This window comes from Planococcus donghaensis (assembly GCF_001687665.2).
GTDB lineage: Bacteria > Bacillota > Bacilli > Bacillales_A > Planococcaceae > Planococcus > Planococcus donghaensis.
This window is the reverse complement of the sequence record NZ_CP016543.2, coordinates 2,651,668-2,676,979: the sequence shown is the minus strand read 5'-3', so window position 1 is coordinate 2,676,979 and position 25,312 is coordinate 2,651,668. Positions and strand designations below refer to the sequence as shown.

General features: G+C 42.2%; 21 protein-coding genes. 20 read left to right on the top strand and 1 reads right to left on the bottom strand.

All coding sequences use genetic code 11. The annotated features are described in order from the left end of the window. Positions 1-201 precede the first annotated feature (201 nt). From BCM40_RS13155 to BCM40_RS13110, 9 genes are all read left to right on the top strand, one after another. On the top strand, positions 202-2,343 hold the full coding sequence (locus BCM40_RS13155; protein WP_065525504.1) for a (Fe-S)-binding protein: 2,142 nt from the start codon (positions 202-204) through the stop codon (positions 2,341-2,343). A gap of 224 nt (positions 2,344-2,567) precedes the next feature. Continuing rightward, entirely contained in the window at positions 2,568-3,761 is a 1,194-nt protein-coding gene (locus tag BCM40_RS13150; RefSeq protein ID WP_065525505.1) for an acetyl-CoA C-acetyltransferase, read from the top strand. 2 nt (positions 3,762-3,763) lie between these two features. Beyond that, complete coding sequence (locus tag BCM40_RS13145) at positions 3,764-4,615, top strand: 3-hydroxybutyryl-CoA dehydrogenase (RefSeq protein WP_065525506.1); 852 nt, start codon at positions 3,764-3,766, stop codon at positions 4,613-4,615. A gap of 17 nt (positions 4,616-4,632) precedes the next feature. Beyond that, positions 4,633-5,769 (top strand): acyl-CoA dehydrogenase, encoded by a 1,137-nt coding sequence (locus BCM40_RS13140; RefSeq protein WP_065525507.1) that lies wholly within the window; start codon positions 4,633-4,635, stop codon positions 5,767-5,769. Positions 5,770-5,785: 16 nt separating this feature from the next. Further along, positions 5,786-6,925, top strand: coding sequence for an acyl-CoA dehydrogenase (locus BCM40_RS13135; RefSeq protein ID WP_008432888.1), 1,140 nt, complete (start codon positions 5,786-5,788; stop codon positions 6,923-6,925). Between the two features lie 15 nt (positions 6,926-6,940). After that, on the top strand, positions 6,941-7,588 hold the full coding sequence (locus BCM40_RS13130) for a TetR/AcrR family transcriptional regulator (RefSeq protein ID WP_065525508.1): 648 nt from the start codon (positions 6,941-6,943) through the stop codon (positions 7,586-7,588). Next, the gene (gene icmF / locus BCM40_RS13125) at positions 7,588-10,839 is read left to right on the top strand and encodes a fused isobutyryl-CoA mutase/GTPase IcmF (RefSeq protein WP_065525509.1); all 3,252 of its coding nucleotides are present in this window, start codon (positions 7,588-7,590) and stop codon (positions 10,837-10,839) included. The genes BCM40_RS13130 and icmF overlap by 1 nt, the downstream gene beginning before the upstream one ends. 1,080 nt (positions 10,840-11,919) lie before the next feature. Further along, positions 11,920-12,486: a DNA-directed RNA polymerase subunit delta gene (gene rpoE / locus BCM40_RS13115; RefSeq protein ID WP_065525511.1), complete on the top strand. Its 567-nt coding sequence runs from the start codon at positions 11,920-11,922 to the stop codon at positions 12,484-12,486. A gap of 157 nt (positions 12,487-12,643) precedes the next feature. Beyond that, a complete protein-coding gene (locus BCM40_RS13110) occupies positions 12,644-14,242 on the top strand; it encodes a CTP synthase (protein WP_065525512.1) in 1,599 nt (532 codons plus the stop codon). Between the two features lie 52 nt (positions 14,243-14,294). Here the strand turns inward: BCM40_RS13110 and BCM40_RS13105 are convergent, their stop codons facing one another. Next, positions 14,295-14,780, bottom strand: a complete 486-nt coding sequence (locus tag BCM40_RS13105) for a DUF2529 family protein (protein WP_065525513.1) — start codon at positions 14,778-14,780, stop codon at positions 14,295-14,297. 49 nt (positions 14,781-14,829) lie between these two features. Here BCM40_RS13105 and BCM40_RS13100 point away from each other — a divergent pair, with 49 nt between their 5' ends. The 11 genes from BCM40_RS13100 (at position 14,830) to BCM40_RS13050 (ending at position 25,292) form a co-directional block, all read left to right on the top strand. Continuing rightward, positions 14,830-15,186, top strand: coding sequence for a response regulator (locus tag BCM40_RS13100; RefSeq protein ID WP_065525514.1), 357 nt, complete (start codon positions 14,830-14,832; stop codon positions 15,184-15,186). A gap of 87 nt (positions 15,187-15,273) precedes the next feature. After that, positions 15,274-16,131, top strand: coding sequence for a class II fructose-bisphosphate aldolase (locus BCM40_RS13095; RefSeq protein WP_065525515.1), 858 nt, complete (start codon positions 15,274-15,276; stop codon positions 16,129-16,131). Positions 16,132-16,210: 79 nt separating this feature from the next. Then, positions 16,211-16,858 carry a fructose-6-phosphate aldolase gene (gene fsa / locus BCM40_RS13090; protein WP_065525516.1) on the top strand — a complete coding sequence of 216 codons (648 nt, stop codon included), beginning with the start codon at positions 16,211-16,213 and terminating at the stop codon, positions 16,856-16,858. Between the two features lie 173 nt (positions 16,859-17,031). Continuing rightward, positions 17,032-18,330 (top strand): UDP-N-acetylglucosamine 1-carboxyvinyltransferase, encoded by a 1,299-nt coding sequence (locus BCM40_RS13085; RefSeq protein ID WP_065525517.1) that lies wholly within the window; start codon positions 17,032-17,034, stop codon positions 18,328-18,330. Between the two features lie 72 nt (positions 18,331-18,402). Further along, entirely contained in the window at positions 18,403-19,368 is a 966-nt protein-coding gene (gene glpX, locus BCM40_RS13080) for a class II fructose-bisphosphatase (RefSeq protein WP_008432979.1), read from the top strand. Between the two features lie 130 nt (positions 19,369-19,498). Then, positions 19,499-20,782 (top strand): transcription termination factor Rho, encoded by a 1,284-nt coding sequence (rho, locus tag BCM40_RS13075; RefSeq protein WP_065525518.1) that lies wholly within the window; start codon positions 19,499-19,501, stop codon positions 20,780-20,782. A 150-nt stretch (positions 20,783-20,932) separates the two neighbouring features. Next, positions 20,933-21,148 carry a 50S ribosomal protein L31 gene (gene rpmE, locus BCM40_RS13070; protein WP_008432981.1) on the top strand — a complete coding sequence of 72 codons (216 nt, stop codon included), beginning with the start codon at positions 20,933-20,935 and terminating at the stop codon, positions 21,146-21,148. Between the two features lie 325 nt (positions 21,149-21,473). After that, positions 21,474-22,067: a thymidine kinase gene (locus tag BCM40_RS13065; RefSeq protein ID WP_008432982.1), complete on the top strand. Its 594-nt coding sequence runs from the start codon at positions 21,474-21,476 to the stop codon at positions 22,065-22,067. A gap of 219 nt (positions 22,068-22,286) precedes the next feature. Then, on the top strand, positions 22,287-23,366 hold the full coding sequence (prfA, locus tag BCM40_RS13060) for a peptide chain release factor 1 (RefSeq protein ID WP_065525519.1): 1,080 nt from the start codon (positions 22,287-22,289) through the stop codon (positions 23,364-23,366). Further along, on the top strand, positions 23,353-24,210 hold the full coding sequence (prmC, locus tag BCM40_RS13055) for a peptide chain release factor N(5)-glutamine methyltransferase (protein WP_065525520.1): 858 nt from the start codon (positions 23,353-23,355) through the stop codon (positions 24,208-24,210). The genes prfA and prmC overlap by 14 nt, the downstream gene beginning before the upstream one ends. Positions 24,211-24,299: 89 nt before the next feature. Then, positions 24,300-25,292 carry an L-threonylcarbamoyladenylate synthase gene (locus tag BCM40_RS13050; protein ID WP_065525521.1) on the top strand — a complete coding sequence of 331 codons (993 nt, stop codon included), beginning with the start codon at positions 24,300-24,302 and terminating at the stop codon, positions 25,290-25,292. The last annotated feature ends 20 nt before the right edge of the window (positions 25,293-25,312 follow it).

Here is a 25,312-nt window from a genome sequence, read left to right as displayed (position 1 = left end):
CCGTATCCTATTACAGGATACGGCTTTATTTAATCCATCGCTTTTATTATAAAAAAGAATTTGAAAACTCTTATATATTTAGGTTGACTGAATGCTCATTCATATTTTAATATAGAACATAGTATCGACAAGTTGTAGTCATTCACGTAAACTTTGAGTAAGTTATTTTTTGAATATACACAACACAAGGGGGATATCGCGATGGAGCCATTGTTAATTGCAAACTGGATTTTATTCATAGCTGTAACCGCTTACGCTATCTATCTCTTCATCTATTTATTGAAGTCGAGATATGATTTTATCCAACTCGGTAAAAAAGTCGAGTTTGAAGAAAACTTCAATGAGCGTTTGCGTAAAGTCATGGTCAACGTGTTTGGTCAGAAAAAGTTATTGAAAGATAAGAAGAGTGGAACGATTCACGTTATGTTCTTTTATGGCTTCTTGTTAGTGCAGGCGAGTGCCATTGATTTTATTATTAAAGGCTTATCTCCTGATTCACATTTACCACTAGGACCTCTTTATCCGGCATTCACGTTCTTCCAAGAAATCGTGACATTAACGATTTTGGTAGCAGTGATTTGGGCGTTCTACAGACGTTATATTGAAAAGCTGGTTCGTTTGAAACGCGGATGGAAATCAGGGCTTGTTCTTATTTTCATTGGTGGTTTAATGGTGACAGTATTGATCGGTAACGGCATGAACATGAACTGGCACGGGCATGAAACTGCTTGGACTGAGCCAGTGGCTTCTTTAGTAGCTAGCGCATTTGCTTGGTTACCGGAAGCTGCAACCGTTACAATTTTCTACGTGATGTGGTGGGCGCATTTACTATTCCTACTCACATTTTTAGTGTATGTACCACAATCGAAACACGCTCACTTAATTTTCGGACCCGTTAACACATGGTTCCACAGAGTTGATCATGTTGGTCGTTTAAAACCAATCAACTTTGAAGAGATGGAAGATGAAGACGAAGACGATCCAGATGCAATGCCGTCATTTGGTGTTGGGAAAATCACGGATTTCTCACAAAGCCAAATGATTGATTTCTACGCTTGCGTAGAATGTGGCCGCTGTACGAATATGTGTCCGGCGACTGGAACAGGGAAAATGCTGTCACCAATGGATTTGATTACAAAACTTCGTGACAACCTAACAAATACAGGTGCAGTCATGACGCAGAAAAAACCGTGGGTGCCGGCAATGGCATTTAACAATACACAAGGAAATCAGTTGGCAATGGCTGCTGGCGCTGAAGGCATTACAATCGATGAGCTTTATAGCCCGAGCTTAATCGGAGACGTGATCACAGAAGAAGAAATTTGGGCATGTACCACTTGCCGTAACTGTGAAGACCAATGTCCGGTTATGAACGAGCACGTAGACAAAATTATCGACCTTCGCCGTTACCTTGTAATGACAGAAGGAAAAATGGATCCCGACGCACAGCGTGCGATGACAAACATCGAACGTCAAGGAAATCCATGGGGTCTGAATCGTAAAGAAAAAGAAAACTGGAGAGATGCACGTCCAGATATTCATATTCCAACTGTAAAAGAAATGAACAAAGCAGGAGAAGAATTCGAATTCTTATTCTGGGTTGGTTCGATGGGATCATTCGACAGCCGTTCACAAAAAATCGCTTTATCATTTGCTCGATTGATGAATGAAGCCGGCGTGAAATTCGCGATTCTCGGAAACAAAGAGAAAAACTCAGGCGATACACCACGTCGTCTTGGGAATGAATTCTTATTCCAAGAGCTTGCAACTGGAAATATTAAAGAATTTGAAAAAGCAGAGATTAAAAAGATCGTTACAATCGATCCTCACGCTTACAACATTTTCAAAAATGAATACCCAGACTTCGGTTTTAAAGCAGAAGTGTATCATCATACGGAAATGTTGTTTGACCTCGTTCAAGATGGTCGATTAAAACCGCAATTCCCAGTAAACGAACGAATTACGTTCCATGATTCTTGTTACCTTGGTCGCTATAACGATGTGTACGACGCACCACGCGAAATATTGAAAGCAATCGAAGGCGTAGAATTAGTGGAAATGAAACGTAACCGTGAAGACGGCATGTGCTGTGGAGCCGGCGGCGGAATGATGTGGATGGAAGAAGATGCAGGTCACCGCGTTAACGTTGCTCGTACTGAACAAGCGCTTGAAGTAAGCCCAACAATGATTTCTTCTGGTTGCCCATACTGCTTGACGATGTTATCGGATGGGACGAAAGCAAAAGAAGTCGAAGAACAAGTTGGAACTTACGACGTAGCTGAACTATTGGAAATGGCTGTTCTCGGAAATGAAGCGCCAGAGCCGGAAGCGATTGTTCAATAAGTCACTACAAGGCTAGCAAAAAATAATTGCTAAATAACAGAAAATTAAGTAGAATAATAGAATAAGTATAAAAAAAGAAAGGGAGTCGAATGCTCCCTTTTCTTTTGCATAAAAACCGAGCGAGCGTTCAGTCAATATAAATTTTATAAAAAAGCAACTCGCTTTATTTTTTTAGTGAAATTGAAACCGTTTACAATGAAGCATATTAAGGGAGGAAAATCATCATGGCAAAAACAGTGATTATTGACGGAGCACGCACAGCATTTGGGAAATTCGGCGGAAACTTGAGCACGTTATCAGCAAGTGACCTTGGAGCAGAAGCGATCAAAGCTGCAATGAACCGCGCAGATATCCAACCAGAAGATGTTCAAGAAGTAATTATGGGGAACGTTTTACAAGCTGGTCAAGGGCAAATTCCATCCCGCCAAGCAGCAACAAAAGCGGGAATTCCGTATAACGTAAAATCTGAAACAATCAATAAAGTTTGTGCATCGGGCATGCGCAGTGTCACATTGGCAGATCAATTGATTCGCTTAGGGGATGAAGAAGTAATCGTAGCAGGCGGCATGGAATCGATGTCTAACGCACCTTATTATTTGCCAAAAGCACGTTGGGGTCTTCGCATGGGCGATTCACAAGTTATTGATGGCATGGTCCATGATGGCTTGTCTTGTTCTTTCCACCCTGACAAAGTTCATATGGGAACTTACGGCAACTCAACTGCCAAAGATTTTGATTTGTCTCGTGAAGAACAAGACAAATGGTCAGCTCGTTCGCATGAACGTGCGATCAAAGCAAAAGATTTATTTGCTGAAGAAATCGTTGCCATCGATATTCCTCAGCGTAAAGGAGATCCAATTACAGTCGATGTAGATGAAGCGCCTCGAGCTAACTCTACAATTGAAGCGTTGGCAAAACTAAAACCTGCATTCGGAAAAGACGGCACCATCACTGCCGGAAATGCACCTGGTATTAATGACGGGGCAGCGGCACTTGTCTTAATGAGTGAAGAACGCGCACAAAAAGAAAACAAAAATGTATTGGCTCATGTTCTATCCCATACAGAAGTGGCAATCGAACCACACCGTTTCCCTGAAACGCCAGGAATCGTCATTAACGAATTATTGAAGAAAACAGGCAAAACAATCGATGAAATTGATTTGTTCGAAATTAACGAAGCGTTTGCAGCCGTCGCATTAGCAAGCTCGAAAATTGCTGGACTTGATGCTGAAAAAGTCAACGTTAACGGTGGATCTGTAGCACTTGGACATCCAATCGGAGCAAGCGGTGCGCGCATTATCTTAACGCTCGCTTACGAATTGAAACGTCGCGGAGGCGGCATTGGTATCGCGGCAATCTGTTCAGGTGGCGGACAAGGCGACGCTATCATGATTAGAGTTCCTAAGGAGGAAGAATAAAAATGTCGATTCAAAACGTAATGGTAATCGGGGCCGGACAAATGGGTTCTGGTATCGCACAAGTTTGTGCACAAGCAGGATTAAATGTGAAATTAAACGATATGAAGCAAGAAGCATACGATAAAGGCATTGCTACAATTACGAAAAATTTATCACGCAATGTTGAAAAAGGACGTATGACTGAAGATGAAAAAACAGCGGTACTTGGCCGCATTACAGCTTCATTGGATTTAAAAGACGCTCATGACGTTGACATTGTGATTGAAGCAGCTGTTGAAAATATGGCGATTAAACATAGCATTTTTAAAACATTGGACGAAGTAACTCCAAAGCACGCAATTTTAGCAACAAACACATCATCGCTACCAATTACAGAAATCGCAGCGGTGACAAATCGTCCTGAACAAGTAATCGGCATGCACTTCATGAATCCAGTACCTGTTATGAAATTAGTGGAAATTATCCGCGGCTTGGCAACTTCAGATGAAGTGTACAAAAAAGTAGAAGAAATGACGGTGCAACTGTCGAAAACACCAGTAGAAGTAAATGATTTCCCAGGATTTGTTTCAAACCGAATTTTAATGCCAATGATCAACGAAGCGATTTTCACGCTTCAAGAAGGAGTCGCAACAAAAGAAGCAATTGACGACATCATGAAAATGGGCATGAATCATCCGATGGGACCACTAGAACTGGCTGATTTTATAGGACTAGATACGTGTCTTTATATCATGGAAGTATTGCATGAAGGATTTGGCGACAGTAAATATCGTCCGAGCCCATTATTACGTCAATACGTAAAAGCGGGATGGCTAGGTAAGAAGACCGGACGCGGTTTCTATAACTACTCATAATATTAGGAGGAACCGAAATGGATTTGCACTTTACAGATGAACAACTTATGATGCGCAACATGGTGCGAGATTTCGCAAAAGAAGAAATTACGCCTTTTATCGAAAATATGGAAAACGACGAATTTCCAACAGCTATTTTAAAGAAAATGGGCGAACTTGGATTGATGGGGATTACCGCTCCTGAAAAATACGGCGGTTCGGAAATGGATTTCACTTCTTATATCACAGCGATTCATGAATTATCGAAAGCTAGCGGTGTAATCGGAGTGATCTTGTCTGTTCATACGTCTGTCGGAACAAACCCAATTCTCAATTTCGGAACACAGCAACAAATCGAAAAATATGTACCGAAACTAGCTAGTGGCGAATACTTAGGCGCTTTTTGTTTAACAGAACCAGCTGCCGGGTCTGACGCAGGAAGCTTGAAAACAAAAGCAGTTCTAGACGGTGAGGACTACGTCATAAACGGTTCTAAAGTTTTTATCACGAACGGCGGAGCAGCTGATACGTATATCGTCTTTGCTTCCACAAAACCAGCAGCTGGTTCTCGTGGAATTTCAGCTTTTATTGTTGAAAAAGACACACCGGGCTTGATCATCGGCAAAAACGAAAAGAAAATGGGTCTTCATGGTTCGAAAACCGTTCAGTTAACATTCGAAAACATGCGCGTACCGGCTGAAAACCTATTAGGCGAAGAAAATAAAGGATTCAGCATCGCAATGGCGAATTTGAATGTTGGACGTATTGGTATCGCGGCACAAGCATTGGGCATCGCTGAAGCGGCTTATGAATACGCAGTGGCTTATGCGAAAGAACGTGAGCAATTCGGTAAACCGATTGCTCAGCAACAAGGTGTGGGCTTTAAACTAGCAGATATGGCAACGCAAGTAGAAGCGTCAAAATTGCTCGTTTATAACGCAGCTGATTTGTATTCAAAAGGAAAAGACTGTAACAAAGAAGCTTCAATGGCGAAACTTTTCGCTTCAAAAACAGCAATGGACGTAACTATTGAAGCCATTCAAGTGTTCGGCGGTTACGGTTATACAAAAGACTATCCAGTTGAGCGCCTGTTCCGTGACGCAAAAGTAACGGAAATTTACGAAGGCACGAGTGAAATTCAACGCATCGTTATTAGCAAGCAACTAACCAAATAATTGGAGGAATATAAAAATGAATTTTCAACTATCTGAAGAACACCAAATGATCCGCAAAATGGTAAGAGATTTCGCAAATAAAGAAGTAGCTCCAACAGCAGAAGAACGTGACGAAGAAGAACGCTTTGATCGTGAAATTTTCGATAAAATGGCTGAACTTGGCTTAACAGGAATTCCATGGCCAGAAGAGTACGGCGGAATCGGTTCGGATTATTTGGCATACTGCATCGCAGTTGAAGAATTATCACGTGTGTGCGCATCAACGGGCGTTACATTATCCGCACATACTTCACTAGCTGGATGGCCAGTATACACATTCGGAACAGAAGAACAAAAACAAAAATACCTTCGTCCGATGGCTGAAGGAACAAAAATTGGGGCATACGGGTTAACAGAACCAGCTTCAGGATCTGACGCAGGTGCGATGCGCACTTCGGCTAAAGAAGATGGCGACCATTACGTGTTAAACGGGTCGAAAATATTTATCACAAACGGTGGCATTGCAGACATTTACATCGTATTTGCAGTAACAGATCCAGAATCAAAACATAAAGGCACAACAGCATTTATCATTGAAAAAGACTTTGAAGGTTTCTCGGTTGGTAAAAAAGAACGCAAGCTAGGAATTCGTTCAAGCCCGACAACAGAAATCATTTTCGATAACTGCCGCGTACCAAAAGAAAACGTTTTAGGCGAACTAGGACAAGGATTCAAAATTGCGATGCAAACACTTGATGGTGGTCGTAACGGAATCGCAGCGCAAGCAGTCGGAATTGCACAAGGTGCACTTGACGCTTCAATCGATTACGCAAAAGAGCGCGAGCAATTCGGTAAGCCAATTGTTGCAAACCAAGGCGTTTCGTTCAAATTGGCAGATATGGCGACTTCAATCGAAGCTTCTCGTTTGTTGACATACCAAGCTGCATGGCTTGAGTCGAACAAATTGTCATACAGCAAAGAGTCCGCAATGGCGAAATTGATGGCTGGTGATACGGCTATGAAAGTGACTGTTGAAGCGGTTCAAGTATTTGGTGGTTACGGTTATACAAAAGATTATCCAGTTGAACGCTATATGCGCGATGCGAAAATCACACAAATTTATGAAGGTACACAAGAAGTTCAGCGTCTAGTTATTTCCCGGATGGTCACGAAATAAGCGGAGGGTTGCCTTATGAACAAAAAGCGTGAGATTGAGTCTTCCGTTAAAGATGAAAGCTTAATAGAAAAGCGCCGTGAACAAATGATTCGCGGCGCTGTCACGCTATTTAAAGAAAAAGGCTTTCACCGGACGACAACGCGAGAAATTGCAAAAGCAGCAGGCTTTAGCATCGGAACGTTATATGAATACATTCGGACAAAAGAAGATGTACTGTATCTCGTTTGTGACTCGATTTACGACGAAGTGCACAGTCGCCTTGATCGGTTGGATATTGAAAAAGGATCGATTAGTGTTTTAGTAGCCGCAATCGAACATTATTACACATTAATCGACGAAATGCAGGATGAATTTGTCGTCATGTACCAGGAATCCAAATCTTTGCCAAAAGACGCATTAAATTATGTCTTAAACAAAGAACTCCAAATGGTAGCGATTTTTGAACGGCTACTAACCCAATGCGTCGATAATGAAGAAATTCAAATGACGCCAAAAGAAGTGGTCATGGCGGCTCATCATTTATTCGTTCAAGGGCAAATGTGGGCTTTCAGACGCTGGGCATTAGACGATTTCACCATTCAGGAATTTATCGATATACAAACTAAATTTCTTTTGCAGGGGATGGCAGGGGAAAACATCTCAATACAGGAGGCTAAATCATAATGGCAATTATTGAAGAAACGAAAACCTATCAGCCGAAAAACCATATCCGTTTTGTCACAGCTTCCAGCTTGTTTGACGGGCACGACGCGTCGATCAACATCATGCGCCGTATTTTACAAGCAAGCGGTGCCGAAGTGATTCACTTAGGACATAACCGGTCGGTTGAAGAAGTGGTCAATGCTGCAATCCAAGAAGATGTTCAAGGAATTTGTATTTCTTCTTACCAAGGCGGTCACATGGAATACTTCAAGTATATGCACGATTTACTAAAGGAAAAAGGCGCTTCGCATATCCGCATTTATGGCGGAGGCGGAGGCGTTATTTTACCTCGTGAAATTAAAGAACTTGAAGCATATGGTATCGCGGGTATTTTCTCACCAGAAGATGGTCGTAAAAAAGGGTTACAAGGCATGATTACGGAAATTGTGGAAGAATGTGATTTCTCCACAGTTAAAGAAAATCAGTCTTTCGACAACTTATCAACCGAAGAGCCAGTTGTATTAGCAAACGCTATTACAGCGGCAGAAGAAGCGCACACACGTGATACAGATACAACGAAGTTACTAGAAACGGTTCGAGCAAAAACGAAAAATACGCCGATTCTCGGGATTACAGGAACAGGCGGAGCTGGTAAAAGTTCATTAACAGATGAATTGATTCGTCGTTTCTTATCAGAACTTCCAGACAAAAAAATCGCGATTTTATCAATCGATCCAACAAAACAAAAAACAGGCGGCGCACTGCTAGGTGACCGTATTCGCATGAACGCGATTTTCAACAAGCGCGTATTCATGAGAAGTCTTGCGACACGTGGTTCGCGTTCTGAATTGTCAGGCGCAATTGGTGACGTATTAGATGTTGTGAAATCGGCTGATTTTGACTTGATTGTTGTAGAAACAAGCGGAATTGGACAAGGCGATGCAGAAATTGCGAACTTCTCTGATGTCTCGATGTATGTCATGACAAGTGAATTTGGCGCGCCGTCCCAGCTTGAAAAAATCGATATGATCGATTACGCAGATTTAATTTGCATCAATAAATTCGAACGTAGCGGTTCACAAGATGCGCTTCGTCAAGTACAAAAACAATATCAGCGTAGCCGTTTACTGTGGGATAAAGAGCTAGATGATATGCCAGTTTACGGTACTATTGCGAGTCAGTTTAACGATAAAGGCACAAACTCATTGTTCGCGGCACTAGTCGGCAAAGTAAACGAAAAATGTGGGACGGATTGGGAGACAGATTACGATAAATTCGTTAAAACCCAAAAAGAAAACCTCATTATTCCAAACGAACGTCGCTATTATTTACGCGAGTTAACCGATACGGTTCGTGGCTATCACGCGAAAACAAAAGAACAAGCAGCGTTCGCGCGTCGTTTGTTCCAATTAGAAGGCGCGATTGAAGCAGTTAAAGAAAAAGCGCCAGATGATGCGTTAGTCGCGTCACTCGAGTCGCTTGCAGAAGGCGTTCGTGATGAATTAACAGCCGAATCAAAACGTATACTAAATAACTGGGATGCCTTAAAAGAAATGTATGCGGGTGACGAATTTGTCACAACGGTACGTGACAAAGAAATCCGCACAATTTTACGTACAGAAAGCTTGTCCGGCATTAAAGTGCCACGTGTTGTCTTGCCGAAATTCGTTGATTACGGCGAAATTTTGTCATGGGTTTATTTAGAAAACGCGCCAGGTTCATTCCCTTATACGGCAGGAGTATTCCCGTTCAAGCGTGCAGGAGAAGATCCAAAGCGTCAGTTTGCGGGTGAAGGTACGCCTGAACGCACAAACCGTCGCTTCCATTACTTATCAAAAGACGACGATGCAAAACGTCTCTCAACAGCATTTGACTCGGTAACGCTTTACGGGGAAGACCCGGATCACCGCCCGGATATTTACGGGAAAGTCGGCGAGTCTGGCGTATCGATCTGTACATTGGATGATATGAAGAAATTGTATGCAGGGTTTGACCTTTGCGCACCAACAACTTCAGTATCGATGACCATTAACGGCCCTGCGCCGATTATTTTGGCGATGTTCATGAACACGGCAATTGATCAGCAAGTAAAAATTAATGAAGAAAAATTAGGCCGCACGTTAACAGTAGAAGAATTCACAGAAGTTCGTGAAGGCACACTGCAAGTGGTTCGCGGAACTGTACAAGCGGATATTTTAAAAGAAGACCAAGGACAAAATACGTGTATCTTCTCGACTGAATTTGCACTTCGCATGATGGGCGATATTCAGCAATACTTTATCGACCACAAAGTACGTAACTACTATTCGGTATCGATTTCTGGCTACCACATTGCAGAAGCAGGCGCGAATCCGATTTCACAATTGGCGTTTACGTTGTCGAACGGATTTACGTACGTGGAATATTACTTAAGCCGCGGCATGCACATTGATGACTTTGCGCCGAACTTGTCGTTCTTCTTCTCGAACGGACTCGATCCGGAGTATACCGTTATCGGACGTGTAGCACGTCGCATTTGGGCAGTCGTGATGCGCGATAAATACGGCGCGAACGAACGTAGCCAAAAATTGAAATACCATGTACAAACTTCAGGACGTAGCTTGCACGCACAGGAAATTGATTTTAACGATATTCGCACAACGCTTCAAGCATTAATGGCGTTGCAAGACAACTGTAACTCGTTGCACACAAACGCTTACGATGAGGCCATCACAACGCCGACAGAAGAATCTGTGCGTCGCGCAATGGCCATTCAAATGATCATCACTAAAGAACACGGTCTTTCGAAAAACGAGAACCCGTTACAAGGTGCGTTTATCATTGAAGAAATGACACAATTGGTAGAAGAAGCGGTGCTAACAGAATTTGACCGCATCAACGACCGCGGAGGCGTCTTAGGCGCAATGGAAACACAGTACCAGCGCGGCAAAATCCAAGAAGAGTCGATGCACTACGAAATGAAAAAACACACAGGTGAATTGCCGATTATCGGAGTCAACACGTACTTGAATCCGAATCCGCAATCGGACGACGACATTAACGCAATGGAAATCGCCCGCGCCACAACAGAAGAAAAAGAAACACAAATCAGCAACTTGCGCGCATTCCAAGAACGCAACGATTCAACGGAAGCATTAAACCGCTTGAAGCAAGTAGCAAAAACAGGCGGAAACATCTTCGAAGAATTGATGGAAACCGTAAAAGTCGCAAGTCTCGGCCAAATCACGACAGCTTTATACGAAGTAGGCGGGCAGTATAGACGAAATATGTAAGTAGAAGCTAGATAAAAAGATGGAACCTTTGTCGTTCGACAAAGGTTCCATCTTTTTTGCGCGGAGCAGTGGAAATACGCGCGGAGCAGTGGAAATACGCGCGGAGCAGTGGAAATACGCGCGGTGCGAGAGAAAAACGCGCGGAGCGGGAGAAATACGCGCGGTGCGAGAGAAATACGCGCGGAGCAGGAGAAAAACGCGCGGAGCAGGAGAAATACACGCGGTGCGAGAGAAATACGCGCGGTGCGAGAGAAATACGCGCGGTGCAGGAGGAATACGCGCGGAGCAGAAGAAATACGCGCGGAGCAGGAGAAAAACGCGCGGAGCGGGAGAAATACGCGCGGAGCGGGAGAAATACGCGCGGTGCGAGAGAAATACGCGCGGAGCAGTGGAAATACGCGCGGAGCAGTGGAAATACGCGCGGAGCAGGAGAAATACGCGCGGTGCGAGAGAAATACGCGCGGAGCAGGAGAAAAACGCGCGGAGCGGGAGAAATACGCGCGGAGCGGGAGAAATACGCGCGGTGCGAGAGAAATACGCGCGGAGCAGGAGAAAAACGCGCGGAGCGGGAGAAATACGCGCGGAGCGGGAGAAATACGCGCGGTGCGAGAGAAATACGCGCGGAGCAGGAGAAAAACGCGCGGTGCGAGAGAAATACGCGCGGAGCGGGAGAAATACGCGCGGAGCAGGAGAAAAACGCGCGGAGCGGGAGAAAAACGCGCGTTCCAACAAAAATACGCACGCTAGCCACAAATCCGGCAATTTCTTTTATTCAATGAGGTAGGCGGTCGATATCCCCTACTATCTTCTGTATAATAAAAGAATACGCATCACAGAAATCAAGAAGGATGGATCCTATGCGAAAAGCTGTACACTACATAATCATTGCAATTTGTGTCATACTGATTTTCTTCCTGTACAATAAAGCTTTGGGATCGATTCCATTTATGGTTCTGGCGATTTATTTATTTTATTTCGGATGGAAACAAATAGATCCGAGAAAAAAGAATACACGGTAGCGGAGACTAGTTAGTTTGTATATAATGAATTAAGTTAAGAAGAAGAAGGGACGTGCACGGAATGAAAATTCGTGAATTATCTAAAGAAGAACTAATAGAAGAGTCGTTTGTTGACTTGACATATGCAATGTTGGAAGAGACACATGAAACAAAAACATATGCAGAACTTGTTGCAGAAATCGAGAAATTATTGAACTTATCGAAAGAAGATATGAAAGAACGTTTAGTCCAATTCTATACGGATCTGAATATCGACGGACGCTTTTTAATCTTGGGCGAAAACCGTTGGGGTCTTCGTGAGTGGTACCCGGTTGAACAAATTGAAGAAGAATCGGCACCAACTGTTAAAGCGCGTAAAAAGAAAGCGAAAGTTGCTGACGATGAAGGCTTTGACGATTTAGATGAATTGGCATTAGAAGATGAGTTGGAATTTGAAGATTTCGGCGAAGACGACGACGATGATGACGACGACGATGAAGTGGTTAAATCACCTATCGAAGTGCTAGATTTTGATGCGGATGACGACAAAGATGAAGACGACGTACTAGTTGAAGACATGGATGGCAATATCATCGATGACGAAGATGACGACGAAGACGAAGACGACGACGAAGATGACTTGAAGTAATCTGAACATTTTTTTACCTTGACTTATGAGTCCGGACTGGATAAGATTTTATTTGGGCTCCTTAAAATAGGAGAGATGATTCGTACAGTTTACGCGCTCCCCCTGCATGCAGCAGGAGGAGCGCTTTTTATTTTTATAATAAGAGGAGGAACAAAGCATGACAAAGTATATTTTTGTAACTGGTGGCGTTGTATCATCACTAGGTAAAGGGATTACAGCTGCATCATTAGGACGTTTATTGAAAAATAGAGGGTTGAACGTAACAATCCAGAAATTTGATCCGTACATCAACATTGACCCAGGTACAATGAGTCCTTACCAACACGGAGAAGTTTTTGTAACCGATGATGGTGCGGAAACGGATTTGGATCTTGGTCATTACGAGCGCTTTATCGACATCAACTTAAATAAATACTCAAACGTAACAACAGGGAAAGTCTATTCGACTGTTATCCAAAAAGAACGTCGCGGTGATTACTTAGGCGGAACAGTTCAAGTGATTCCCCATATTACAAATGAAATCAAAGATCGCTTGTTGCGTGCTGCAAAAACAGCAAATGCAGATGTGGTTATCACTGAAATTGGTGGTACCGTTGGTGATATTGAATCACTGCCATTCTTAGAAGCGATTCGCCAAATGAAATCAGATCTTGGCCGTGAAGAAGTAATGTACGTTCACTGTACGTTAATCCCGTACCTGGGCGCAGCAAAAGAAATGAAAACAAAACCAACTCAGCACAGCGTAAAAGAGCTTCGCAGCCTTGGAATTCAACCAAATCTAATTGTTGTGCGTACAGAACACCCAGTGCCACAAGACATGAAAGATAAAATTGCGTTGTTCTGCGACATCAAATCAGAAGAAGTTATCGAATCCCGCGATGTTGATGTAATTTACGAAATGCCTCTTCGTTTGCAAGAGCAGCATATGGATCAAATCGTTTTAGATCATTTCGGAATCGAAGCTCCAGAAGCAGACATGACGGATTGGAAAGCACTTGTTGAGAAAGTGCAATCTCTTAAGAACCGCGTTCGTATCGGCCTAGTTGGTAAATACGTTGAGCTACAAGATGCTTATATTTCTGTAGTAGAAGCGTTAAAGCATGCCGGCTTTGCATTCGATTCTGAAATCGAAGTAGATTGGATTAATGCAGAACACGTAACTGCTGAAAATGTAGCAGAAAAACTAAAAGATTGCGACGGCATCTTGGTTCCTGGTGGATTTGGCGATCGTGGTGTTGAAGGGAAAATTGCGGCAACTCAATATGCACGTGAAAACAATGTACCGTTCTTCGGTATTTGCTTGGGCATGCAATTAGCATCTGTTGAATTTGCTCGAAACATCATGAATTTAGAAGGCGCACATTCTTCTGAATTGAACGCAAAAACAGCTTACCCAGTTATCGATTTACTACCTGAACAAAAAGACATCGAAGATTTAGGTGGTACACTTCGTCTTGGACTGTACCCAGCGAAACTTGAAAAAGGTTCAAGAGCGCATGAAGCATACGGCGAAGAGTTAGTATACGAAAGACACCGTCACCGTTATGAGTTTAACAATGAGTACCGTGAAGCTTTCGAAAACGCTGGATTCAAATTTACAGGTACAAGCCCAGATGGTCGTCTAGTGGAAATTATTGAAGTGACAGATCACCCTTGGTTTGTAGCTTGCCAATTCCACCCAGAGTTTATCTCACGTCCAAACCGTCCGCAACCATTGTTCCGTGACTTTGTTAAAGCGTCTATCGCTAACAAATAAACGACAAAAGCCTTCCCTTGAAAAAAGGGAAGGCTTTTGTATATAAGATGTTTTATTGAGCTAGTAGTTTATCTATGCGCAATTTAACGGCATAATAAATATACAGGCCAGCAAACGCATGCGGAACTAACGCTAGTCTGTTATCGTCTTGTAATAAGGGAGTTTTTTCATTAGGCAAGGCTAGAAAAGCCTCGGCCAACTCGCTGTCGGTTGAAGGCGGTGCAACGAGCGCAAAAGAGATGCCGGCATCTGATAACCTGCCGGCAAGTTCTGTGCCTTCGCTATGGGGTGTTAAAATGAAGACGCGATCGATACCGGTCACAATGCTTGCAGGCGACCATTCAGCTGCAGCGACTAGAGGTGCATCGCTATAGAGGGCAACGGCTGTCACAGCTTTCATCTCACCAAAAGCAGCGATGAAAATAGTGCCTTCTGCAACAGCAGCTTGCGCTAACACAGAAGCGATGCTGTCGATAGCTTCGTGTTCTTCTGAAAGAGGTTCGAATACGCGGGTCAATTGAATTGTGGATAAATCCATAAAATCACCTCGTTTTTTAAAAGTATAGCAGATAAAGGAGAGGCTTTTTTTGAAAACCGTTTTGATAGTAGACGATCAACCGGGAATTCGGTTGTTGTTAAAAGAAGTCTTTACTAAAGAAGGTTACCTAGCGATAACAGCCGGAAGTGGTTTAGAGGCGATTGAAAAAGTTCAGGAATCTCCACCAGACCTTGTTTTATTAGATATGAAAATTCCAGGAATGGATGGCATTGAAATCTTGAAGCGGTTGAAAAAAAGCAACCCAAGCATTCATGTTTTGATGATGACTGCATACGGAGAGCTTGACCTGATTAGAGAGTCGATTAATTGGGGAGCAGCGCATTATTTTACAAAGCCTTTTGATGTTTTTGAAGTGCGTGATGCGGTTAAGCAATTATTAGATTAGTAATTGTCGAAGAAGTAGCGTAAATAATGGGTTTTTGATATAGTATAAAAGATATTCGCTTTAAACATTGCTGAGGAGGAATTTTGAATGCCGTTAGTTTCTATGAAAGAAATGATGATAAAAGGTAAAGAAGAAGGATACGCAATTGGTCAATTTAATTTAAATAACTTAGAGTTTACTCAGGCTATTCTTCAAGCCGCACAAGAAGAAAATTCACCAGTTATTTGTGGAGTTTCTGAAGGTGCAGCTCGTTACATGGGTGGATTCACAACAGTGGTTAATATGGTCAAAGGATTAATGCACGACTACAAAATCACAGTACCTGTGGCAGTCCATTTAGATCACGGTTCAAGCTTTGAAAAATGTAAAGAAGCGATTGATGCAGGATTCACATCTGTTATGATCGATGCTTCTCATCATCCGTTTGAAGAAAATATTGAAATCACAAAACAAGTTGTAGAATATGCTCGCCAAAATAATGTTTCGGTTGAAGCTGAATTAGGAACTGTTGGTGGACAAGAAGACGATATTATTGCTGACGGCGTTATTTATGCAGATCCACAAGAATGCAAGCAAATGGTTGACGAAACAGGTATTGATTGCCTAGCGCCTGCGCTTGGTTCTGTTCATGGTCCTTATAAAGGAGAACCGAACTTAGGATTTAAAGAAATGGAAGAAATCTCACAGCAATGTGACGTGCCACTTGTGTTACATGGTGGAACAGGAATTCCATTAAAAGATATTCAACGTGCAGTATCTCTAGGTACATCAAAAATTAATGTAAATACAGAAAGCCAAATTACATCGGCTCAAGCAGTACGCGATGCATTAAACAATGATCCGGATGTTTACGATCCACGTAAATACATGGGGCCAGCTCGCGAAGCTATTAAAAAGACAGTAATGGGCAAAATGCGTGAGTTTGGAAGTTCTCAAAAAGCGTAAGTAGAAAACAAAAAGAGGCAAGAGAAGCGTTCGAAAGACGGCTTCTCTTTTTCCCATCATACTGGAGGAGAAAAAAACAATGAAATTTTTTATTGATACAGCAAACTTTGATGAAATTAAAGAAGCGCATGCTTGGGGAATTCTATCAGGTGTAACGACAAATCCATCATTGGTGGCAAAAGAGAAAAATGTCTCATTTCACGACCGCTTAAAAGAAATTGCCGCTCTAGTTGATGGTTCAATTAGCGGAGAAGTTATTGCCCTTGATGCAGAAGGCATGATTAAAGAAGGCCGCGAGCTTGCGGATCTTGCTCCAAACATTACAGTGAAATTGCCGATGACACCAGAAGGCTTGAAAGCTTGTGCAGTTCTTGCTTCAGAAGGCAAAAAAGTAAACGTTACATTGATCTTCAGCGCTAATCAAGCATTGCTTGCAGCACGTGCAGGAGCAGCTTACGTTTCCCCATTCCTTGGCCGTCTTGATGATATCGGACATAACGGCATGGACTTGATCGCAACAATCGCAGAGATGTTTGCAATCCACGATATTTCTTCAGAAATTATTGCAGCATCTATCCGTCATCCACAGCACGTTACAGAAGCTGCTTTGAACGGTGCACATATTGCAACAATGCCGATTAAAGTAATGCACCAGATGTTTAAACACCCATTAACAGATCAAGGAATCGAAGCGTTCCTTGCAGATTGGGAAAAACGTTCAGTTTAAAATAATGTGAAATAAAAAATAGCAGTATCCTTTTTGCCGATAAAGTAGAAAAGGGTGCTGACCGCTTGAGCGGAGAAAACCTAAGTTGTGATCGGCAAGCCATTTTATAGCCGAACCAATTGAACTTTTCAGGCTAACGTAACAGCCAGAAAAGTGGATAAAGGAGAAATTCAATGGATGTTTATAAAATAAAGGGCGGCAATCGCCTTTCCGGAACAATTAAAGTCAATGGCGCTAAAAATAGTGCAGTTGCTTTGATTCCTGCATCGATTTTGGCGAATTCGCCTGTGTCGATTGAAGGATTACCGGGAATTTCTGATGCATGGACACTGAAAAGTATTTTGGAAGAAATCGGTGGCGAAGTCACATTTGAAGATGGAACGATGAATATCGATCCAACGAAAATGATTGATATGCCATTGCCAAATGGCAACGTCAAAAAATTGCGAGCATCTTATTACATGATGGGCGCGATGTTAGGGCGTTTTAAGCATGCGGCAATCGGTCTACCAGGTGGCTGTTTCTTAGGACCTCGTCCAATCGACCAACATATTAAAGGCTTTGAAGCGCTTGGCGCAAAAGTAACAAATGAACACGGCGCCATTTATTTGCGTGCTGATGAACTTCGTGGAGCTAAAATTTACCTAGACGTAGTGAGTGTTGGGGCAACTATCAATATTATGTTGGCAGCTGTTATGGCAAAAGGTCAAACAACGATCGAAAATGCTGCAAAAGAGCCAGAAATTATTGATGTAGCAACATTATTAACGAATATGGGTGCAAAGATCAAAGGTGCTGGAACGGACGTTATCCGTATCGACGGAGTGGAAGAATTGCATGGAACAAACCATACAATTATTCCTGACCGTATCGAAGCTGGAACATTTATGATTATGGCAGCAGCTGTAGGCGACGGTATAACGATTGATAACGTTATCCCATTCCATATGGAAGCCTTGACTGCTAAATTACGTGAAATGGGCGTTGATGTCCAAGAAGGCGAAGAATCGATTTATATTCCAAAGTCTAATCAATTAAATGCGATTGATGTAAAGACATTGGTTTATCCTGGATTCCCGACCGATCTGCAACAACCATTTTCTGTCTTAATGACCCAAGCTCATGGATCTTCTATGATTACGGATACAATTTACTCAGCTCGCTTCAAGCATATTGATGAACTTCGTCGGATGAATGCAAGTGGTCGCGTTGAGGGAAGAGCTGCAATTGTTACAGGTCCAACCCCGTTGACATCTGCGACTGTAGTCGCATCTGACTTACGTGCAGGAGCCGCTTTAGTAATTGCTGGTTTACTTGCAGAAGGCGAAACCGAAATTCGTGAAATTTATCATATTGAACGAGGCTATTCATCTATTATCGAAAAACTACAAGGTTTAGGTGCTGATATTCGGAGAGAGACCATTGATCCGGTAACAAGCATGAAGTCTGACCTTAGCCAAGACGCGAATTGACTCTCTGTTAGTGCAAAAATATATGCTACAATAATATAGATATAGTTAATGCCGAACGGAGGAACTAAAAGTATGGAACGAAGTTTATCGATGGAATTAGTGCGCATCACCGAAGCAGCAGCAATTGCTTCTTCAAAATGGATGGGGCGCGGCTTAAAGAACGAAGCAGATGACGCAGCAACAACAGCAATGAGAACTGTATTTGATACGATTCCTATGCGTGGAGTTGTCGTTATTGGTGAAGGAGAAATGGACGAGGCACCTATGCTTTATATCGGTGAAGAGTTAGGAACAGGCAATGGTCCAGAAGTGGATGTTGCTGTGGACCCTCTAGAAGGTACAAATATTGTAGCAGCGGGTGGTTGGAATGCGTTAGCAGTTCTAGCAATCGCTGACCGCGGTAACCTTTTAAATGCACCGGATATGTATATGGAAAAAATAGCGGTTGGACCCGAATCAGTCGGCAAAATCGATATTAATGCACCGGTCATTGATAACCTTCGTGCAGTGGCAAAAGCCAAAAATAAAAACATAGAGGAAGTTGTTGCTACATTGATGGATCGACCGCGTCATCAAGACATCATCGATCAAATCCGTGCAGCAGGCGCACGCATCAAACTAATTTCAGATGGCGATGTAGCTGGTGCGATTAATACAGCGTTTGACCAAACGGGTGTAGATATTTTATTCGGCATCGGTGGTGCACCTGAGGGCGTTATCGCCGCAGTAGGTTTAAAATGCCTAGGTGGGGAAATCCAAGGGAAACTTCTTCCTCAAAACGAAGAAGAAGCACAGCGTTGCATTGATATGGGCATTGACGTAAGCAAAGTCCTAATGATGGACGACCTCGTTAAAGGCGACGATGCTATTTTTGCGGCAACCGGTGTTACAGACGGTGAACTGCTAAAAGGCGTTCAGCTAAAAGGTGGTTTTGCAGAAAGTCATACATTGGTTATGCGTGCAAAATCAGGAACAATCCGCTTTATCGAAGGGCGACACAGCCTACAGAAAAAGCCGAATCTCGTAATGAACGATTAACGATCCTACTTCATAAAATGAGTCCGGCATTTTGCCGGGCTTCTTCTTTAAAGATCTTCTCAATCATTCACTACTGATCCTCAGTAATTCTACAAACAAAAATAATACAAATAAGAGTGGTGTCCGATACATGGCAACGATTACAATCTCCGCATTGGAGAATATGACGCTAAAAGAACTTTATAATTTAGCGAAAGAATACAAACTAACCAATTACAGTAAACTGACCAAAAAGGAACTTATTTTTGCGATTTTAAAAACACGCGCAGAACTAGAAGGCTTTTTCTTTATGGAAGGCGTATTAGAAATTATTCAATCTGAAGGCTTTGGTTTCTTACGACCAATCAACTACTCGCCAAGTTCCCAAGACATTTACATTTCGGCTTCACAAATTCGTCGTTTTGATTTAAGAAATGGCGATAAAGTTTCTGGGAAAGTGCGTCCACCGAAAGAAAACGAACGTTATTTTGGTTTGCTTCAAGTTGAAGCGGTAAATGGGGAAGATCCAGAAGTGGCAAAAGAACGCGTCCATTTCCCAGGACTTACTCCACTTTATCCAGATCGACATATTCGTTTAGAAACGACACCGGCCCATTTGTCTACGCGCATTATGGATTTGGTTTCACCTGTTGGATTTGGTCAACGCGGATTGATCGTAGCGCCACCAAAAGCAGGAAAGACGATGTTGTTAAAAGAAATCGCTAATTCGATTACAACCAACCATCCAGAAGCCGAATTAATCGTATTGCTAATCGACGAACGTCCTGAAGAAGTAACGGATATCGAGCGCTCTGTAGATGCTGACGTTGTGTCGTCGACATTTGACGAAGTGCCTGAAAACCATGTAAAAGTGGCAGAACTTGTTCTTGAGCGTGCAATGCGTCTTGTCGAACACAAGCGCGATGTGGTTATTTTGATGGATTCGATTACGCGTTTAGCGCGAGCATATAATTTGGTTATTCCGCCGAGTGGTCGTACACTATCAGGAGGAATTGATCCAGCTGCTTTCCATAGACCTAAACGCTTTTTTGGGGCAGCCCGTAATATTGAAGAAGGTGGTAGCTTAACAATTTTAGCTACAGCTTTAGTAGAAACAGGGTCACGCATGGACGAAGTCATTTACGAGGAATTTAAAGGAACAGGCAATATGGAATTGCATCTTGATCGTTCTTTGGCAGAGCGCCGTATTTTCCCAGCACTTGATATTCGCCGTTCAGGTACACGTAAGGAAGAATTATTGATTGATCCAAAACAACTTGAAAAGCTTTGGGCAATTCGAAAAACTTTCTCAGATTCGCATGATTTTGGCGAACGTTTCTTAAAGAAATTAGGTCAAACCAATACGAATGAAGAATTTTTTGAGCAATTGGCTACAGAAATGAAAACTCATCGCAGCAACAAGAAGATGATCTAAGTACTTGCAAAAAACCGCAGCATTTGATAAGATAATGTTAGTGATTTAAATTAAAGCTATTGCATATACGGTCTAAAGAACCGTGTAAGGCAATAGTAAAATAGATTAAACTCTGTTCCAGATGGTTCAGGGCGAGAGGAGAAAATTATTATGAAAACAGGAATTCACCCAGATTACAAACAAGCTACAGTAACTTGCTCATGTGGAAACTCTTTCACAACTGGTTCTGTAAAAGAAAACATCAACGTTGAGCTTTGCTCTGAATGTCATCCATTCTACACTGGACGTCAGAAGTTCGCAGCAGCAGATGGCCGCGTAGATCGTTTCAACAAAAAGTACGGCTTAAAAGAAGAAATCAACGAGTAATATTTGCTCAGCATCAGACTGGAATTGGAAATTTTCAATTTGCGAATTTCCATTATCCAGTCTTTTGCTTTCAAGTATCAATTAAAATTATACCTGCCTCGCGCGAAAACGCCAGGCGGGTATTTTTTTCGTTTTAAATCTGAAAAAACACCTTACATATCCCAAAAAATCCGCAGAATGCAGCATTATTTTGGTATGATAAATAAAGGGCTGACTTACGAAAATAAGCTTACGATTAAGAATACAAGTCTGTAGATAGCATCACCTATTAACGATAAAGCCATGGTAAAGTAAGATTACAAAGTGTTTGAAAGGGGTCTCACCTATGTATGTCATGAAACAAACAGGATGGGTCGAACTGATTTGCGGGAGTATGTTTTCTGGGAAATCAGAAGAATTGATCCGACGTGTTCGCCGTTCCCAATTCGCCAAACAAAAAATCGCTGTATTTAAACCAAAAATCGATGACCGTTATAGTAAAGAAGCGGTTGTTTCGCATAATGGTGCAACTGTTATTGCACTACCCATTTCTCGCTCTTCGGAAATGTGGGATTACATCACAGACGAATTTGATGTAATTGCTATTGATGAAGCTCAATTTTTCGATGAAGCCATTATCGAAAATGTTCAGAAACTCGCCAATCACGGTTTCCGCGTAATTGTTGCAGGACTCGACCAAGACTTTCGAGGCCGTCCGTTCGGACCGATGCCCGCACTACTCGCAATCGCTGAACAAGTAACCAAACTTCAAGCGGTCTGTACAGTTTGTGGTTCTCCAGCCAGCCGAACGCAACGTTTAATCGACGGAAAACCAGCAGGCTCAGATGATCCAACTATTTTAGTAGGTGCATCAGAAGCATACGAACCGCGCTGCCGCCACCACCACGAAGTTCCAACAGGTGTAACTGTTAGCGAATAAATTCTAAAAACTTACTCTCTACTAATTATCAGGAATTTTTAATAGTACTTAATTATTAAGATATGAAGCAAACTGGCGGAGACTCCCGCGGGATAGCGAAGTACCGAAATCCACTCGGGCATAAAGCCCGAGTTAGTTCGGTGCAAGCCCGCAGGAAAGCGGAGCTAGTTTGCGGAATATCACAACAATAACCAAAAATTAGAACTTGAGGTGACACCTATGTTTGATCGATTACAATCAGTAGAAGATCGGTATGACCGTTTAAATGAATTGCTAAGTGATCCAGATATCGTCAGTGATACCAACAAGCTACGTGACTATTCTAAAGAACAATCAGACTTACAAGAAACGGTTGAAGCATACCGTGAATATAAAGATTTAACAACTCAATTGGCTGAAGCGAAAGCAATGTTTGATGAGAAAATGGATGCCGATATGCGTGAAATGGTCAAAGAGGAAGTTAATGAACTAGAACAACAGGTTTCTGTTGTAGAAGAACGTCTTCACAAATTATTGATCCCAAAAGATCCGAATGATGATAAAAACGTTATTATGGAAATTCGCGGAGCAGCAGGTGGAGACGAAGCGGCTTTGTTCGCTGGAGATTTATACCGCATGTACACGCGCTTTGCTGAATCTAACGGGTGGAAAGTTCAAGTAATGGATTCCAACCCGACTGGTCTTGGCGGATTCAAGGAAATCGTCTTTATGATTACCGGTAAAGGCGCATATTCAAAAATGAAATACGAAAACGGTGCACACCGTGTGCAACGAGTTCCAGAAACAGAATCCGGTGGGCGTATCCATACGTCAACTGCTACAGTGGCTTGTTTGCCAGAAGTTGAAGAAGTAGAAGTGGATATTCATGAAAACGACATCCGCACGGATACGTATGCATCTTCTGGAGCAGGTGGGCAATCGGTAAACACGACCATGTCAGCTGTCCGATTAACTCACCTTCCAACGAATACGGTAGTAACGTGTCAAGATGAGAAATCACAAATTAAAAACAAAGCGAGCGCTATGAAAGTATTGCGAGCGCGTGTTTATGAGAAATTCCAGCAAGAAGCTCAAGCTGAATACGATGCAGTTCGTAAATCAGCTGTTGGAACAGGTGACCGTTCTGAGCGAATCCGCACTTATAATTTCCCTCAAAACCGTGTAACTGATCACCGAATCGGCTTGACGATTCAAAAACTAGATCAGATTTTGCAAGGGAAAATGGATGAAATTGTGGATGCATTAATTATTGAAGAACAATCTGCGCGTATGGAAAGTCTCAATAATGACCAAGCTTAAGTATGTTTATGAGGCCCTGAAGAGGGCTTCTTCTTTTTTACAGGAACACGGCCGTGAAGAAGGAGCAGCACGTATTCTTCTTCAGCATGAACTGGGCCTTTCGTATTCTGGCTTAATCGGAGCGATGCGTGATGAAATTACTGAAGCGCAATTTAAGAATTTCTGGGACACTATAGAAAAACACGCAAAAGGTATCCCAGTGCAACATATAAAAGGAACCGAAGAATTTTACGGCAGATCCTTTCAAGTTAATGCAGATGTATTAATTCCAAGACCAGAAACAGAAGAGTTAATAGAAGAAACTTTGCAATTGATCGATCGCCATATGATAAAAAAAGAATTAGCAATTGCAGATATTGGCACGGGAAGTGGTGTAATCGCCATTACGATGAAATGTGAATTGCCACAAGCCCAAGTCACTGCTACAGATATTTCGAAGCCCGCGCTACAAACAGCAAAACAAAATGCAGAAGAGTTGAATGCTCTAATTGATTTTCGGTTAGGAGATTTAACAAAACCGATTGAAAATCAAAAATGGGACGTTATTTTATCCAATCCCCCTTACATTGCCCATGCCGAAGCGCCTGGATTATCAGATAGTGTTCGGGATTTTGAACCGCACAATGCCTTGTTTGCAGATAATGAAGGGTTAGCACTATATGAAAACATGGCAAAGCAATTTCCAAAAATGCTAAATAAACCTGGAATAATTGGCTTTGAAATAGGTTATCAACAAGGTGTAGCAGTTGAAAAAATGTTAAAAGATGCTTTTCCCGATGCTTTCGTCTATTGTAAAAAAGATATCAACAAAAACGACCGAATGGTTTTTGCGGTAATTGAGTAACTTATACACAAATTACGCACAAGTCGCATATATTTATCCACAAAATGTGGGTAAAGATTGAAAAACCCTTAAAAATAGGAGTTGTTCGTGTGAAAACGGAAATGATTGTTGTGGATAAAAATGTGGATGAAGAAAATAGTTATGCACAAGCTGTGGAAATGTTGAAATCAGGTGAAGTTGTCGCTTTTCCAACCGAAACGGTTTACGGATTAGGAGCAGATGCAACAAATTTTGAAGCAGTTAGCAAAATTTTCGAAGCAAAAGGACGTCCGGCAGATAATCCTTTAATAGTTCATGTGGATTCAAAAGAGTCTGCATTAAATTATGTGCAAGAAGTTTCTGCAAAAGCGTTACAATGTATGGATGCTTTTTGGCCCGGTGCATTAACATTGATTATGCAAGCCAAACCAGAAACGTTTGCTAGCAATGTAACAGCAAATCTTCAAACGGTCGGAGTGCGAGTTCCAAACCATCCTGTAGCGTTAAAGCTATTGCAAGAAGTTCAGTTACCTTTAGCTGCACCGAGTGCAAATACTAGTGGAAAACCAAGTCCAACCTTAGCGCATCATGTACGTCACGACATGGATGGCAAAATTCCGCTAATTTTAGATGGTGGGGCTACAGAAATCGGTATAGAGTCAACGGTTTTGGATACAACTTGTGAACCGCCAGTCATATTACGTCCTGGAAAAATAACAAAAGAGCAAATCGAGCATGTGATTGGAACAGTTCGCACATCATCTGGAAACAAAGATAATGTGCCCAAATCACCAGGGATGAAATATATGCATTATGCACCAACTGCACCTTTGTATTTGATTGAAGATGAAAAAGGTTTGATCGAAAAAGCGATTCAATATGTTCAAGAAAAAGGGAAGCGGGTAGCTGTTATTAGTGAAACGGATTATCCGCTTGCTGATTTTAATTTTCCGTTATCCATGGAGAATTTATATGCCAGTTTGCGAGAATGTGATTTAACTGATGCGGATTTAATATTAGCGCCAGTGAAATCAAGTGATCAAGATCAGGACGCATTGATGAACAGACTTGAAAAAGCAGCAGATCATAAGTGGTTTAGTTAATCGGGTGAAGGGAGATAGAT

Bases quoted from the DNA above. Each gene is read 5' to 3' on its own strand.
- BCM40_RS13155 (WP_065525504.1), top strand. From the start codon at position 202: ATGGAGCCATTGTTAATTGCAAACTGGATTTTATTCATAGCTGTAACC.
- BCM40_RS13150 (WP_065525505.1), top strand. From the start codon at position 2,568: ATGGCAAAAACAGTGATTATTGACGGAGCACGCACAGCATTTGGGAAA.
- BCM40_RS13145 (WP_065525506.1), top strand. From the start codon at position 3,764: ATGTCGATTCAAAACGTAATGGTAATCGGGGCCGGACAAATGGGTTCT.
- BCM40_RS13140 (WP_065525507.1), top strand. From the start codon at position 4,633: ATGGATTTGCACTTTACAGATGAACAACTTATGATGCGCAACATGGTG.
- BCM40_RS13135 (WP_008432888.1), top strand. From the start codon at position 5,786: ATGAATTTTCAACTATCTGAAGAACACCAAATGATCCGCAAAATGGTA.
- BCM40_RS13130 (WP_065525508.1), top strand. From the start codon at position 6,941: ATGAACAAAAAGCGTGAGATTGAGTCTTCCGTTAAAGATGAAAGCTTA.
- icmF (WP_065525509.1), top strand. From the start codon at position 7,588: ATGGCAATTATTGAAGAAACGAAAACCTATCAGCCGAAAAACCATATC.
- rpoE (WP_065525511.1), top strand. From the start codon at position 11,920: ATGAAAATTCGTGAATTATCTAAAGAAGAACTAATAGAAGAGTCGTTT.
- BCM40_RS13110 (WP_065525512.1), top strand. From the start codon at position 12,644: ATGACAAAGTATATTTTTGTAACTGGTGGCGTTGTATCATCACTAGGT.
- BCM40_RS13105 (WP_065525513.1), bottom strand. From the start codon at position 14,780: ATGGATTTATCCACAATTCAATTGACCCGCGTATTCGAACCTCTTTCA.
- BCM40_RS13095 (WP_065525515.1), top strand. From the start codon at position 15,274: ATGCCGTTAGTTTCTATGAAAGAAATGATGATAAAAGGTAAAGAAGAA.
- fsa (WP_065525516.1), top strand. From the start codon at position 16,211: ATGAAATTTTTTATTGATACAGCAAACTTTGATGAAATTAAAGAAGCG.
- BCM40_RS13085 (WP_065525517.1), top strand. From the start codon at position 17,032: ATGGATGTTTATAAAATAAAGGGCGGCAATCGCCTTTCCGGAACAATT.
- glpX (WP_008432979.1), top strand. From the start codon at position 18,403: ATGGAACGAAGTTTATCGATGGAATTAGTGCGCATCACCGAAGCAGCA.
- rho (WP_065525518.1), top strand. From the start codon at position 19,499: ATGGCAACGATTACAATCTCCGCATTGGAGAATATGACGCTAAAAGAA.
- rpmE (WP_008432981.1), top strand. From the start codon at position 20,933: ATGAAAACAGGAATTCACCCAGATTACAAACAAGCTACAGTAACTTGC.
- BCM40_RS13065 (WP_008432982.1), top strand. From the start codon at position 21,474: ATGTATGTCATGAAACAAACAGGATGGGTCGAACTGATTTGCGGGAGT.
- prfA (WP_065525519.1), top strand. From the start codon at position 22,287: ATGTTTGATCGATTACAATCAGTAGAAGATCGGTATGACCGTTTAAAT.
- prmC (WP_065525520.1), top strand. From the start codon at position 23,353: ATGACCAAGCTTAAGTATGTTTATGAGGCCCTGAAGAGGGCTTCTTCT.